This window comes from Serratia sp. Tan611 (assembly GCF_905188235.1).
GTDB classification, from domain to species: Bacteria; Pseudomonadota; Gammaproteobacteria; order Enterobacterales; family Enterobacteriaceae; genus Serratia_B; species Serratia_B rhizosphaerae.
Window position 1 is genome coordinate 4,482,392 of sequence record NZ_LR994655.1, and the last position, 13,407, is coordinate 4,495,798.

Annotated in this window: 13 protein-coding genes and 1 pseudogene; 5 read left to right on the plus strand and 9 right to left on the minus strand. The window is 50.9% G+C overall.

What is annotated here, in order from left to right:
* Positions 1 to 5 precede the first annotated feature (5 nt).
* The 5 genes from TAN611_RS21135 to TAN611_RS21155 form a co-directional block, all read right to left on the minus strand.
* Positions 6 to 1,655: a Na+/H+ antiporter gene (locus TAN611_RS21135; RefSeq protein WP_015962058.1), complete on the minus strand. Its 1,650-nt coding sequence runs from the start codon at positions 1,653 to 1,655 to the stop codon at positions 6 to 8.
* 174 nt (positions 1,656 to 1,829) lie between these two features.
* Positions 1,830 to 3,191: an NCS2 family permease gene (locus tag TAN611_RS21140; RefSeq protein WP_105232806.1), complete on the minus strand. Its 1,362-nt coding sequence runs from the start codon at positions 3,189 to 3,191 to the stop codon at positions 1,830 to 1,832.
* A gap of 332 nt (positions 3,192 to 3,523) precedes the next feature.
* Entirely contained in the window at positions 3,524 to 3,928 is a 405-nt protein-coding gene (locus TAN611_RS21145; RefSeq protein WP_105232807.1) for a VOC family protein, read from the minus strand.
* A gap of 46 nt (positions 3,929 to 3,974) precedes the next feature.
* Positions 3,975 to 4,643 (minus strand): glutathione S-transferase family protein, encoded by a 669-nt coding sequence (locus TAN611_RS21150; RefSeq protein WP_105232808.1) that lies wholly within the window; start codon positions 4,641 to 4,643, stop codon positions 3,975 to 3,977.
* Positions 4,640 to 5,083: a lipocalin-like domain-containing protein gene (locus TAN611_RS21155; protein WP_105232809.1), complete on the minus strand. Its 444-nt coding sequence runs from the start codon at positions 5,081 to 5,083 to the stop codon at positions 4,640 to 4,642. Before TAN611_RS21155 ends, TAN611_RS21150 begins: the two co-directional genes overlap by 4 nt.
* 201 nt (positions 5,084 to 5,284) lie before the next feature.
* On the opposite strand from TAN611_RS21155, the gene TAN611_RS21160 reads away from it, so the two are divergent.
* From TAN611_RS21160 to TAN611_RS21170, 3 genes are all read left to right on the plus strand, one after another.
* Positions 5,285 to 5,545, plus strand: coding sequence for a YdgH/BhsA/McbA-like domain containing protein (locus TAN611_RS21160; RefSeq protein ID WP_105232810.1), 261 nt, complete (start codon positions 5,285 to 5,287; stop codon positions 5,543 to 5,545).
* Between the two features lie 724 nt (positions 5,546 to 6,269).
* Positions 6,270 to 7,373 carry a hypothetical protein gene (locus TAN611_RS21165; protein WP_203066974.1) on the plus strand — a complete coding sequence of 368 codons (1,104 nt, stop codon included), beginning with the start codon at positions 6,270 to 6,272 and terminating at the stop codon, positions 7,371 to 7,373.
* A gap of 71 nt (positions 7,374 to 7,444) precedes the next feature.
* Positions 7,445 to 8,821, plus strand: a complete 1,377-nt coding sequence (locus TAN611_RS21170) for an MFS transporter (protein ID WP_203066975.1) — start codon at positions 7,445 to 7,447, stop codon at positions 8,819 to 8,821.
* Between the two features lie 223 nt (positions 8,822 to 9,044).
* On the opposite strand, the gene TAN611_RS21175 is transcribed toward TAN611_RS21170, so the two are convergent.
* Entirely contained in the window at positions 9,045 to 9,671 is a 627-nt protein-coding gene (locus tag TAN611_RS21175; protein ID WP_111736282.1) for a TetR/AcrR family transcriptional regulator, read from the minus strand.
* The gene (locus TAN611_RS21180) at positions 9,668 to 10,063 is read right to left on the minus strand and encodes a DoxX family protein (RefSeq protein WP_105232814.1); all 396 of its coding nucleotides are present in this window, start codon (positions 10,061 to 10,063) and stop codon (positions 9,668 to 9,670) included. Before TAN611_RS21180 ends, TAN611_RS21175 begins: the two co-directional genes overlap by 4 nt.
* Positions 10,064 to 10,667: 604 nt before the next feature.
* On the opposite strand from TAN611_RS21180, the gene TAN611_RS23595 reads away from it, so the two are divergent.
* Together TAN611_RS23595 and TAN611_RS21190 are read left to right on the plus strand one after the other, a co-directional pair.
* Positions 10,668 to 11,819, plus strand: a complete 1,152-nt coding sequence (locus TAN611_RS23595) for an HNH endonuclease signature motif containing protein (RefSeq protein WP_238404485.1) — start codon at positions 10,668 to 10,670, stop codon at positions 11,817 to 11,819.
* 9 nt (positions 11,820 to 11,828) lie between these two features.
* Complete coding sequence (locus TAN611_RS21190; RefSeq protein WP_187043972.1) at positions 11,829 to 12,293, plus strand: YrhA family protein; 465 nt, start codon at positions 11,829 to 11,831, stop codon at positions 12,291 to 12,293.
* 54 nt (positions 12,294 to 12,347) lie between these two features.
* Here the strand turns inward: TAN611_RS21190 and TAN611_RS23600 are convergent.
* Together TAN611_RS23600 and ssb1 are read right to left on the minus strand one after the other, a co-directional pair.
* Positions 12,348 to 12,642: pseudogene (locus TAN611_RS23600) on the minus strand (Presumed portal vertex protein); the annotation flags it as partial.
* Positions 12,643 to 12,815: 173 nt separating this feature from the next.
* A complete protein-coding gene (gene ssb1 / locus TAN611_RS21200; RefSeq protein ID WP_015962066.1) occupies positions 12,816 to 13,355 on the minus strand; it encodes a single-stranded DNA-binding protein SSB1 in 540 nt (179 codons plus the stop codon).
* Between the last annotated feature and the right edge of the window lie 52 nt (positions 13,356 to 13,407).

Genomic DNA, 13,407 nt, shown 5'->3' on the forward strand with positions numbered 1-13,407 from the left:
CCGGTTTACCCCTCGCGCTCCACCAGCAGCGCCTCCAGCAGGTCGAGATCGTGCAGCAGCTTTTGCAGCGTCTCATTGCTGATTTTCTGCGTCGCGCGCAGATGGTACAGCTCACCGCGTTCGGCGCGCAGCGCGGTCAGGCGGAAGCGTCGCTCCAGGTTTTCCAGCTCCAGCGCGTTTTCAATATCGTCTTTGCTGGCAACCCGGCGGCGCAGCATGCCGACCACGCGCGAGCTGACCTCTTTCAGCACCTGCGGATCGATATTTTCCTCGGTATCCGCCGTCAGCCGCTCTTCCATTTTGTTGATGCTCTCGATCGCCACTTCCGCCGCCATCGCAATCGCCATCCGCTCTTCGCCCTTACTGACGCTCGGGTCCGCCACCTGTACGCCGCGCAGCAACAGCGGCAGGGCAATAACGCCGACAATCAACGACAACAGGATCACCCCGGCGGCGATAAACACCAACTGATAACGCGCCGGGAAGGCGCTGCCGTCGCTGAGCAGCAGCGGAATCGACAGCACACCGGCCAGCGTAATTGCCCCGCGCACCCCGGCGAACGACGCCACCCACAGCTCACGCGTGGTGTAGTTGCCAAACTGCAGCGGACGCTTTTTCAGCAGCCGTTTGCTGGCGCCCTTCATCAGCCACAGCCAGGTAAAGCGCAGCAGCAGCAGCGCGGCATAGATAATCGCCACGTCGGCGAACAGGTACCAGGTCTGAATCGTCGGATCCAGCTCCGCCTGCAGAATCGAGGTTTCCAGAATTCCCGGCAGTTGCAGACCCAACATGATAAACACCATGCCGTTAAACACGAATTCCAACATCGCCCAGACGCTGTTGGCGCGCAGACGCATCGCCAGCGGCGCATTGCGGATCACGCCGGACTGACTGATGGTCATCCCCGCGGCGACCGCCGCCAGAATCCCCGATACGCCGATATGTTCGGCAATCAGATAGGAGGCGAACGGCAGCAGCAGTAAAAAGACGATTTGCGTCGCTGGGTCGTCGCCGCTCCAGCGGCTCATCACGCGCAGCGACTTACTGTAGGTCCAGGTGACCGCCACGCCGGCCAGCAGGCCGCCGATCGCCACTTTGAGGAACTCCAGCGTCGCGCCGCCCACGGTGAACACCATGGTGCCCATCGCCACCGCGATGGCAAACTTAAGCGACACCAGGCCTGAGGCGTCGTTCATCAGCGCCTCGCCCTCCAGCACGCCCATAATCGGTTTAGGGATGCGCCCTTTGCCGACGATGCCGGACAGCGCCACGGCATCGGTCGGCGACAGCACCGCCGCCAGCGCGAACGCCGCCACCAGCGGAATACCCGGCACCATCAGGTAGATCAGATAGCCGACGCCGACCACGGTGATCAGCACCAGCACCAGCGCCAGCCCGAGCACCTCGCGGCCGTGGTGAATAAACTCGCGCATCGGCGTTTTCCAGCCGTCGGCAAACAGCAGCGGCGGGATAAACAACACTAAAAACAGTTCCGGATCGAAGTCCACGTGCAGCCCGAAATGCGGCCAGGCCAACAGCGCACCGATGGCGATTTGCATTAAGGGGAGCGGCACCTGGAACGGCAACATACGCGTCACCACCCCGGACAGGGAGACCACCAGGATCAAAATGAGGATTGTAAAAAAGATTTCCATGCTTTCCTTAGACTCTACGGTTTCGACCTCAAAGGCGTATTGCCAGAGTATGTGCCAAATAGTAGATCACTTTTTTTACGTCGGTGAAAGCTTGTTGTGCCTTTCAAAACGGCGAAATAGATTAAGGAGAGTAATCTGAAACCGGGGCGCGCCAACCGCGCCCCGGCTGAGGATTTAGATGGCCCAGCCACCGGCGTAAAACACCACCAGCGCTACGGCAATGACGACGGTGCCGATATTCAGCTTACGCCATTCACCGGAGAAAACGCGGCCGATAACCAGCGCGCTGAAACCCAGCATAATGCCGGTAACGATGTTGCAGGTCAGCACGATAAACACCGCGCACAGCAGGCCGGACATCGCGTCGACAAAGTCGTCAAAATCCAGCTTGGTGACGTTGCTGAGCATCAGCAGGCCGACGTACATCAGCGCCGGCGCCGTCGCATACACTGGCACCAGATAGGAGAGCGGCGACAGGAACAGAATCAGCAGGAACAGCAGGCCCACCACGGTAGCGGTCAGGCCGGTTTTACCGCCGGCTGCGGTGCCCGCCGCCGATTCGATATACACCGCCGCCGGCGCCGCGCCCACCAGCGCCGAGAAAATGCTGCTGACCGAGTCAGAGGTCAGCGCCTTGCCGCCGTTGACGATCTGGCCGTCTTTATCCAGCAGGTTCGCCTGCCCGGCCACCGCGCGGATGGTGCCGGTAGCGTCAAATACCGCGGTCATTACCAACGCCAACACGCTCGGCAGCACCACCGGCTGCAGCGCCCCCATGATATCCAGGCTGAAAATCAGCGAGTTGCCCTGATCGTCGGCCAGACTCGGCATGGCGAACAGCCCCTGATACTTCACCGCCGGGTCGAAAATCAGGCCGATAACGGAGATGGCGATAATCACCAGCAGAATGCCGCCCGGCACCCGCAACTTCTCCAGACCGAAAATCACCGCCAGCCCGAGCAGCGTCATTACCACCGGGAAGGAGGTAAAGGCACCCAGCGCCACCGGCAGCCCGTCCAGCGGATTTTTCACCACCAGGCCGACGCCGTTGGCGGCGATCAGCAGCAGGAACAGGCCGATACCGATGCCGGTGCCGTGCGCCACGCCCATCGGCAGGTTACGCAGGATCCATGAGCGGATGCCGGTCACCGAGATCACGGTAAACAACAGCCCCATCAGGCATACCGCTCCCAACGCCACCGGAATGCTGATCTGCTGGCCCAGCACCAGGCTGAAGGCGGTAAACGCCGTCAAAGAGATAGCGCAGCCGATCGCCATCGGCAGGTTAGCCCACAGCCCCATCAGCAGCGACCCGAAGCCGGCAACCAGACAGGTGGCGACGAACACCGCGGTCGGCGGGAAACCGGCCTTGCCCAGCATGCTCGGCACCACAATCACCGAATAGACCATCGCCAAAAAGGTGGTCAGGCCCGCCACCACTTCCTGCCGCACGCTGCTGCCGCGCTGCGAAATTTTAAAATAACCATCAAGCCCGCCTTTTGCTGTTGCGGCGTTATTCGCTTGAGAATTCGACATGTTGCTGTCCCCTGTAATCACTGCTCGTCTGTTGCAGAAGGTGTTTTTAACGTCCGCAGCCGACAGGACGGAATCGTTTCCGTCACGTTTGCTCCCAATTCCTTGCACCGCGCGGCAGATAGCGGCCGCGCACAAGGCAAACGATTAACTCTCGGCATGAGGTACGGGTGAATTTATAGTGTTTTTACTGAAGCAAACGATTATCCAGCCTTCTATACCGTCCGATCAACTAAAGATCGCGACGAGCAAAGCAGAAAGTCGTCGATCCGGCGATTTTAACGTCTGGCGCAGAGCGCGGCGGACTCGGCCGCCGCATGATGAGACTCCCGTGTTCAGGACGGCATGGCCTGCGGATCCATAAACATCAGCTCCCAAATATGGCCGTCCAGATCCTGAAAGCCGTGGCCGTACATAAAACCATGGTCCTGCGGCTGGTTATAGGTGTTGCCGCCGGCGGCGATTGCCTTGCGAACCAGATCGTCCACCGCCGCACGGCTGGGCCGCGACAGACAAAGCAGCACCTCCGTGGCCCGTTTGGCATCGCCGATCGGGTTGGGGGTAAACATTTTGAATTTATCGTGGGTTAACAGCATCACATAAATGGTGTCGCTCACCACCATGCAGGCGGCGCTGTCGTCGGTGAACTGCTGATTGAATGCAAAACCCAGCTGACCAAAGAAATCCATCGAGGCGGGCAAATCGCTGACCGGCAAATTCACAAAGATTTGAGTCGTCATGGGCCATCTCCGAGAAGCAGTGACCTATCGAGTATAGTCCAGACGGTTAAAGCAGCAGATGATAAGGGCCGCCCTGCTCCAGCGCCCGCTGATAAGCCGGGCGCTGATGAATGCGCCGCAGAAAATCACGCAGCTGTGGACAGCCGTCCAACCCGCCGCGCGCGGCCATTGCCTCCAGCGGAAAACTCATTTTGATATCAGCGGCGCTGAAGTCATGGCCGGCAAACCAGGTGTTAGCGCGCAGGTGCCGTTCCAGATAGTCACGGTGCACGGCGATCTGCCTATCGAGATAGTTGCGCTGCACCCCTTTACCGATGGCACCGGCCAGCTTGCGCAGCAGCAGCGGCACCGGCGGCTGACCGAGGCGGCCAAACACCAGTTTCATCACCAGCAGCGGCATCAGCGACCCTTCCGCATAGTGCAGCCAATAGCGGTACTGCTGACGCGCATGAAAGTCGGTGGGCATAAACTGCCCCTGCGCATCGTAGGCTTCCTGCAGATATTCGATGATTGCGCCGGACTCGGCCAGCGTCAGATCGCCGTCGACAATCACCGGCGACTTACCCAGCGGATGGATTTTCTTTAACGCCGGCGGCGCCAGCAGGCTTCCCGCCTCACGCTGATAACGCTGCACCTGATAGGGCTGCGCCAGCTCTTCTAAAAACCACAAAATAGGCTGCGAGCGTGAGTTATTCAGGTGGTGAACGGTAATCATCCGGCGTCCCCGATGCGTTGCCAGACCAGCTCGCCAATCTGCACGCCATTACCGATCTGCAGCGGCGCGGTGCGCAGCGTCAGCTTATCGCCGGCAAAGGTATAAAAGCGCACCTGACGGCTGCCCACCCAGTTGGGAAACGAACAACCTTCGACCTGGTGGATCACCCGCTGATCCGGCTCATCAATCTGGTAGCGGCCAAAGTAGCAAATCATATTGATAAACGCCGCCCGTAGCTCCTGGTCGCTGCCCTGCGCCAGATCTTCCGAGGCAAAACGCGGACGCACCGCGCTATACAGCTGCGCCGCCATGGCGCCGTTGGCTTCGTAGTTGATGCGGCCCACCACCTGCGCGCCGAGCGGATAGCTTAGCGTGCCTGCTTCACTCTTAAATACCGAAGACACCAGTGACCAACTGCCAACAAATGCATTTGTCGTCATCACTCACCCTCCACCAACCCACTTTATTTAAAGGTAGTGGTGAATGATTTGCTCCGCCAGCCAGCCTCCACGTATGGAAATCAATTTTTTTGACAGAGATACTCAAAACTCTCTGATTTTAACTTCGCCACCACCTGGTTAATATTTAACACATCGAGACGCAACGGCGACTCACATAAAAAATACTCTGAGGATTGCATCATGAAAAACATCAAAAAATTTGCTACTGCTTTACTGCTGACCGGCGCAGCCTTTACCGCAACGGCTGCCGAACAACCTGCTGCACAGCCTGCCGCTAACGCGCAGAAAATGGGCGTGATTTCCGTCAGCGGCGCCGCCAGCCTGAGCGCGCTGGAAGACGCACTGGCCAGTAAAGCCGCCGCGGCCGGCGCCAGCAGCTATCGCATCACCTCCGCCGGCGGTCAGAATAAATTGCACGGCACCGCAGAGATCTTTAACTAAGCCGTCTGCACAGCGACAAGAAGCCAGAAGCCCCTGCCGGGGCTTTTGTGATTTTAGAGGCTATGCAACGTGTGGCGATAACAATTCTTTTAGAACATTAATATGCACGCCTAAAACTTCCTATTGAGGATTCAGTACGCCACCAGACAGAACAATCAACATAACATACTAAAAAATATAAATATTAATTAAAAAACTGCCCACCGAAACCTATATCAAAACGTTTCAAAAATTGTGAAAATGCGAACCAAAAGACATCAATACAATAGTTTTTTACTGCTATAGAGATATGACGAGTAAAAAATCAGAATAAAAAAGAATTTTCCGACCGAACCACGGCCATACCTGCATTTTGATTTTTCTCAGAATAAAATAAGCAAACAAAATAGGCTATCCATCCGTAACCGTAATAATATTTTACTAAAATCCTATAAAACAATATGGCAGTATAAAGCCCTCAATACGTCATCATTATCAACCGTTCATCCTAGATAAGCAACCATCATTGATTGAAACATCTGATAGATATTTCAACCTGTGATTATTAATCATATATCCATCCAGGCACAAACATGAGATTAATTCAAGTTCGCAATGAATTAATGTCAATGCTCGGCCATAAATAAACAAAAATTTATTTACACATTGGAAGGGCGGAAAAATAAAAACACAACTAAAAAATATGTGCCGTTCTCAAATCACATAAATATAAGGGATGTATGTTATGAGTAATATTGAATATGAGATTTTAAAGCCGACCTTCACCCGCCGTGTCATTACTCAATCCAGCGTGGTGATTTCCCCTTCAATACTCTCGCAGGCCGTTGATGTAAGTTCGCATGTAGATAAAAATGCACAAAAACCAGCAAAAGGCCTCCCGGGATATTTCACGTATGGCTGGAAGAGAGCAGCAGAGGAAATTATAAAAACACATGCTATGGGGGTGAAAAACATTTCACTTCGCTTTGTCTCTAACGCATCAAAACATGATGATATTAATGCCGGGTTATCGGAGTTCGAAACGCTGATTTCTCTTATTCTACGCGAACTGGTGGGGTTGGACATAAACCTGATCGTTGATCCTTTTGGTCTTGCGTTAACGCAGGACGGCCAATGGGGCGTTCAAAATTCACAGGGAGAGTTTGATAAAGAGAGAACGTATGAGCTTCTGGAAAGAGTCGGATACATCCTTTCCATCAATAAGATTCATGGTGTCGTTACACTTGGACGGATTCCTGAAGAAGTCAAGATGACAAAAAAAGGAATTGTTTCAGGAGGCGGAAACACGAAAATTTACTCATTCTCACAAAATAGTGAGACGAGTACAGCCTATGTATACCTTGATAGCGTCGGTCATAATACGGGACAAAAGATTCTACCTGGAAACATCATCGAAATGGACTTATGGGCCCTGATGGATATATGGCATGGTGCTGATGTTTCGGTCATAAAACCCATGGAGAGCTATCACTTGATGAGTTCATTAAAGCACTTCATCAGTGATGAAACGGCACGCTCACTTTTCCTTAATTCTGAACAAGTTAGCGCCATCGCATCTCGCCATCGGTTCATTCAAGAAACGATAAAAGAAATGACAGCCAACCCTGCCATATTATCTGAAAAATGTGAACGATTGCAGCTTGCCGGATACACAGTTTCAGGAACAACATATATGCTGTCATTACTGGCACATGAAAAAGGCCCTGATATGGCAAGAGCCAGACTGGAGGAGATGTGGTTGACGGCATTAGGCGTAATGGGGGATCGTTGCGCCTGTCTGATTGACAGAAATGTCTCTCGCTTCCTTGATGGCAGTATTCTTTGCTGATTACCGGCTAAACGCCATGAGCAAAGAGAGCCTCTTTGCTCTTTATTGTTATGCATAATAAAGAAGGTCGCATGTTACGAAAAAAGGAAGATCTATTTTTTTTATCCGTCATGATTGTGACATTCATGATCGGTTTCGATACCACCGGTTTAGGCGTCGCCATTCCTGACATTGCCGTCAGATTAGGTTTTGGCATAAAGGAAGGCACCTGGTTAAGCATTTCATATACGGCAGGTTTTGCCGCCTTTCTATTGCCAGCAGGAATTATTACCGATAAGACTGGCTACCGTTTAACCTTGTTATCTTCATTATCTGTTTTTGTGCTTTCATCCGTTTATTCAACGTATTGTGAAACCCTCACGGAATTCACCACCATAAGATTGATTCAAGGAATTTCTGCAGCATTCCTGAATACTTCAGCAATGGCACTACTTAACGTACTGTATCCCGTTGTCGGCCCCCGTAACCGGGCAGGTGCATTTAAAAAATGGTCAATGTTTCTTGGCTTAAGTTTTGCTCTTGGGCCTATTTTAGGCAGCCTGATTGTCTCCTACCTTTCATGGGGATGGATTATGCTTATCAACATCCCGCTGAGCTTGGTAGTACTGTTCCCATTTGTTGGCAGTACTGCCATGGAGACGTTAAAAAAAGGGGCTCTTGGTCAGGTATCGTTAACGAGCACGCTTCCTGCGACGATTATCCTTCTGTCCATCACCATGAATCCGTATTTCAATCAGACATTCTCCGGCCTTGGCCGGCATCTTTTTTACGCTATAATCATAGCTTGCCTTATTGCACTTGGATCATTACATCTATTTTCTTCAAAGAGTTTTACTCGACTGCCTGAACTGAAGAACGGAAATTTTCTTATTTCTTTATTGCTCCCTATTTTCTTTTCTATCTCTTACTGGAGTCTTTTCGTGACTCTCCCCGGATACATCACGGTGAAATTTAATTATTCCCCGATGATAGTCATGACGTCTATGCTATGTCTTTCCATTCCTTTAACACTCATCCCTGTTTTTACACTGCAAGATAAACTAAAACTAAATGCCATGAGTGGGTTTGTTTTCATCGCTCTCGGTTTGCTGGCATTGGCATACCTTTTCAATACCAATGTGAAACACCAGGGGTTACTATTGGATATCACTCTTTTCATTATGGGGTGTGGGGCAGCCATATTGAATCCGATTATGGCACGAGTAGTGATGGATAATGTCGCGCCAGAGAACTCAGGCCTTGCTGCCGCGATAACAAGTACATTACGCCAAATGGGTTTTGCTGTCGGGGTGGCATTTTATTCTTTAATGACCGATTCTAGTATTTCGAACGGCCTGAACATTAGCGAATCGCATGCATTTATTGCATCATCCATCCTACCTCTGATTGCTCTTTCTATCTGTATTTACTTAAACAAACGCAGTCAATTATTATCAAAAGCACATTGAGAACCACCCAAAATAGATAGTGCAACACATAAAAAACCCTGCCGAAGCAGGGTTTCACTTTCTTCACCATCTAAAAAGTGATGCAATTAGCATACTTCAGACCACCTGCCAGCGCTCATACGGCATACAAACCTTTTAACTTAGTCAGCTCGAAAGAATTGGATACTTTTCGTAATCAAGCATGGCTATTCGCCGGCTTTCAGCACATAGCCGCTCGTAAGCGCTATTTGACTGAATAAAAGCGCATAAAAACACCGAGCGCATGCGACACCCGATGCTTAATTTCCTCATCAGACAGTGTCTTTCTCGCGCCGAGCTTTATCTCCAGACTCGTCATGCCCAACCATAATCCGGCTAAATCATCAGCGGCTTCGCGCGGGTTACATGATATCAGCACGCCTTCGTCAACGGCTTCAGCAATAATAGATTCCAACATCTGCTGCGCCCTGCCGGGGCCTGCGACGTAAAATCGCCGTGGTAAATCCGGATGACGAATGGCAGCAGAGGCAATCAGCCGATCCCATCCGGTCAGCTCACGCTGATTTATAAAACGGACGAATCGGTTTCCAAATGCGGTCAGCGTATCCGTCAATGAATGGTTATGCCGTTTTGAAAAATCTTCATCACTGATTGTTAAATCTGATTCCTGCCGTAATACCGCTTCAATGAGGATGTCTTTGTCGGCAAAGTTTGCGTACAGGGTGGCCTTTGCCACGCCAGCGACACGGGCAATTTCCTCCGTGGTGACGTCCAGTCCTTTTTCCAGAAATAATTTTCGCGCAGCCTGAAGTATCGCGCGTTCTTTGAGCGGATCTTTAGGGCGACCTTTTTGGCGGTTTTTTTCGTTCATCGTTTATGGCCTGAAAGGAGGGCGCTCATGATTAACCCCCCGATAACGGTAATGTGTTCAAGAGCAATATGGAACTCCTGCGTACGTTCTGGCTCACTGAATGTCCAGAATGGATGTCCCACCGGGATAGTCAGCAGTGTAAACACAATCAGCATTACCGATCCAATCCAGCCATAGCCTGCACAATTAAAAATTATCAGTGCGGAACCACAGAGCTGGCACAGGATGGTGGCAACCGCGAAGAGAACCGGCCAGGGAAGACCCACCGTCGCCATTTCCTGGACGATCACCCCAAAATTGAATACGCCAAAAACACCGGCCATCCAGAAGAAAAAAGTCAATAAAACACGGGATAAGCAGAGCGTTAGCAAAAAGGACTTCGAGTTAGTCATCAGGGTTTCCACAACAGCCATTAAGTAGACTTATGAGTCTACTAATATTTATCAGACTTTCAAGTCTATTAATTAAGGGTGACCAAACTTCATGCTGTCTATGAGGCTAAAACGCGCCTTGCCCTCCGCTTCTGGCACAAAACCGCCATAAGCGGCTGAACTGCAGGTCTGACGGCTAAACCGGTCACGGTTTTTTACCTTCTCCGACCTAACCGATAACCCAAAAGCACTGACCCTACCCCAACTACTCCATTCAGAAACAGAATTCCGGCATGATAAACACGCCCCTGCAGGAGGAGCATTAATCCAACTCAAAGCAGAGCTGAAGCTTACAGGAGCGGAATTGCCGCTGATATTTTATCCATGCTTCAAAAAGAGGCGGGAATAGCATTGCGCACAAGCGGTGTTATCAATACCTTTTTCTAAGAGCACAGCGCCCCTGAGGGCGCTTTTTGTTAGTGGGGTATCGTTGCGATCTGTGGGGTTAAAACGCCGTAGTGGGCGTCTAAAGCGCTTAGGGTTGCTGGTCGTAGATTGAAACTGCTATAAGGGTTAGCTATGTCACGGAAATGACGTTTTTTACCGCAAGGGAGTTGCTCATATCATGAAGAAATTACCCGGCAATCTGTATCACCTGTTTTATGACGAGTTACCGCCCGAACGCTATGACAGGATCATCACCCCCCGTGAAGCATGGCGCGAGGTATGCCGACATTATGTGTTGGATTCTGGCAGCTCCGGCGGGTTTAACATGTTCGGGGATGACATACAGCCCCGCTCCCCGTGGGACACCCAGACAGTGATTGAAACCGGTAGATACGCCAATAAGTTAAAGGGCGATATAGAGTGCGGCAATATTGTTTACATTGATGATAAAGAAATGTGGAGCAGCACCCGTTTTGCTTTTTATATCAATGATAATGGTCGTTTGGTAGGTTGTGGTGGGGCTAATTCATTCATGTTGGGCGGTGGTAACCGCATCACTGACTACTACGAACAGGCGATAAGGCACAGGGGAGAACGCTCGCGACCTTTGCCAACGGTAAAGCCTGCGGAATATTACACGCCCCTCCAGTACGCTCAAGCAGCAAAAAAGCAGCTTAGCACGTTGAACAGTAAAGCCGTTGGGCGGTTGCTGGCTGCCGGGGGGATATACAATCAGAACGTGGAAGGTTTCGCACAGACGGCTAAGCAGCTTGGCGGCGATGCGGCCGAAGGTTTTACCCAGGTGGCTAACCCTCAGTCAATAGGTTCGCTGGTTGCACTATCTTCAATAGCTGCTGTTACTCGTATGCCCGGCGGCAACATTGCCAACATGAAGTCGTTAGAAGAACTTCAGCATTTTCTAGGGACTTACAAGGGCGATAAAAAATTACTCAACAATATTGATGTTATTAAAATGGATTATATTCAGAGGCCGAGAGGTGAGTTAGTGGCGTTACGCTCTGAATTTGATAATAAAGTAAGAGGTAAATTTATAAAGAGCATTGCCGACAGTCCTGATGTTATTTCTAGGTTCGATAATGATTTTAGATCTAATATGCTAAAAGGCATTGTTCCAAAAGGCTATCAGGTTCATCATAAACTACCGTTGGATGATAGTGGGACAAATAACTTTGATAATCTTGTGTTGATTAATAGGGCGCATGAACATGCGGTGTTTACGACTGCGCAAATAAGAGTAACAAAGGCTCTTGGTACATCAGAAAGCAAATCGATTTTATGGCCTGTTCCAAAGGGTATAGTCTATCCTTAAGGGGGACGTATGACAGAAATTAATAAAGCAGTAAATTTATTTAATGGGGTTTGCCAGCAACTAGGAGGGGAGCCTAACCCGCCTTACCAAGGCGAAGTTAATAATTATCACTTTAGCCGGGGTATTGAAGACGAACAGCCGGAGTTTTGGAAGCAATACGGCGATTTTGTCCGTATCAGTGATGGGATTGATTTTGATGGGATAATCTTTCACCCTTTGAGCAAAGAAGACGAGAATAATATTTTCTTGAATAATGATATTTTGTCTGAGGAAAAAGGTTTTTATAATGAAGCCCTGGACGGATTTATTGTTATTGGCTCAAATGATACTGATACTTTCGTTTTTAATACTGAAAATAAAAAATGGGAAGCTCGAGACCGTATAGCGGTCGATTATGTTTATGATTCCTGTGATACGTTAAGTGATTTGATTATAGTTCAAATGGAAAGGTTAAAAAAACGTCATGGCTTGTAGTTGAGCCTGAAAAATATTGCATATGAAAATAAAGCCGCCGAGAGGCGGCTCCTGTCATTCAGAGGGCAACTCATAATCTTTGAAGTTGATCACCTCTTCCCCTAACCAGTCGTTCACCTCTTTGATGCGTTCCTGCAGTGGGATTAACTCGTTACGAAAAAATACCTGAGCGGCTTTTTTGACGTCGCCGAAACCGCCGGTATTGCTGGAGATAATCCCCATAATTTGCGGCGGTGGGCGCTCAACAGGTCATCACGACTGACGTTCTTGATGTTGAAAAATCGTCTTTGGTGGCGACCTCGGACAGCGGCACGATCTTGATACCGTCCGGTTTACCATTCAGCGCGTACAATCGACTGAACTGCAGGTCTGACGGTTAAACCGGTCACGGTTTTTTTACCTTCTCCGACCTAACCGATAACCCAAAAGCACCCAGTCAAACTCTTCCTTTGCAGACATAAAAAAAGCCCCGTGTATCGGGGCTTCTGGCGCGGACATTGGCAGAAATGTCTGAGGTATTTTTTAGAACGGGATATCGTCGTCAAAATCCATTGGCGGTTCGTTGCTGCTGGCCGCCGGCGCGCTGCTTGGCGCTGGGCGCGACTGCTGTTGCTGGCCGCCGCTGAACTGGTTGCCGCCCTGCGGCTGCTGAGGCTGGCCCCAACCGCCCTGGCCGCCCTGACCACCGCCTGCCGGTGCACCGCCGCCGCCCTGACGGCCGCCCAGCATCTGCATGGAACCGCCGACGTTTACCACCACTTCGGTGGTGTAACGGTCCTGACCGCTCTGATCGGTCCATTTGCGGGTCTGCAGGGAACCTTCGATATACACCTGCGAGCCTTTACGCAGATATTCGCCGGCCACTTCCGCCAGCTTGCCGAACAGCACAACGCGGTGCCACTCGGTCTTTTCTTTCTGCTCGCCGGTCGCTTTATCGCGCCAGCTTTCGGAGGTAGCCAGGGTCATGTTGGCGACCGCGCCACCATTCGGCATGTAACGGACTTCGGGGTCTTGGCCCAGATTCCCGACCAGAATTACTTTGTTTACGCCTCTGCTGGCCATGAACTCTCTCCTGAAGAATGATTTTTACACAGTATAAACGAGTCAGTTTACC

What these genes read in the sequence shown, in the direction of transcription:
- TAN611_RS21170 (WP_203066975.1), top strand. Translation starts at nt 7,445, where the DNA reads ATGTTACGAAAAAAGGAAGATCTATTTTTTTTATCCGTCATGATTGTG.
- TAN611_RS21155 (WP_105232809.1), bottom strand. Translation starts at nt 5,083, where the DNA reads ATGACGACAAATGCATTTGTTGGCAGTTGGTCACTGGTGTCTTCGGTA.
- ssb1 (WP_015962066.1), bottom strand. Translation starts at nt 13,355, where the DNA reads ATGGCCAGCAGAGGCGTAAACAAAGTAATTCTGGTCGGGAATCTGGGC.
- TAN611_RS21160 (WP_105232810.1), top strand. Translation starts at nt 5,285, where the DNA reads ATGAAAAACATCAAAAAATTTGCTACTGCTTTACTGCTGACCGGCGCA.
- TAN611_RS21175 (WP_111736282.1), bottom strand. Translation starts at nt 9,671, where the DNA reads ATGAACGAAAAAAACCGCCAAAAAGGTCGCCCTAAAGATCCGCTCAAA.
- TAN611_RS21140 (WP_105232806.1), bottom strand. Translation starts at nt 3,191, where the DNA reads ATGTCGAATTCTCAAGCGAATAACGCCGCAACAGCAAAAGGCGGGCTT.
- TAN611_RS21180 (WP_105232814.1), bottom strand. Translation starts at nt 10,063, where the DNA reads ATGACTAACTCGAAGTCCTTTTTGCTAACGCTCTGCTTATCCCGTGTT.
- TAN611_RS21145 (WP_105232807.1), bottom strand. Translation starts at nt 3,928, where the DNA reads ATGACGACTCAAATCTTTGTGAATTTGCCGGTCAGCGATTTGCCCGCC.
- TAN611_RS21150 (WP_105232808.1), bottom strand. Translation starts at nt 4,643, where the DNA reads ATGATTACCGTTCACCACCTGAATAACTCACGCTCGCAGCCTATTTTG.
- TAN611_RS21165 (WP_203066974.1), top strand. Translation starts at nt 6,270, where the DNA reads ATGAGTAATATTGAATATGAGATTTTAAAGCCGACCTTCACCCGCCGT.
- TAN611_RS21190 (WP_187043972.1), top strand. Translation starts at nt 11,829, where the DNA reads ATGACAGAAATTAATAAAGCAGTAAATTTATTTAATGGGGTTTGCCAG.
- TAN611_RS23595 (WP_238404485.1), top strand. Translation starts at nt 10,668, where the DNA reads ATGAAGAAATTACCCGGCAATCTGTATCACCTGTTTTATGACGAGTTA.
- TAN611_RS21135 (WP_015962058.1), bottom strand. Translation starts at nt 1,655, where the DNA reads ATGGAAATCTTTTTTACAATCCTCATTTTGATCCTGGTGGTCTCCCTG.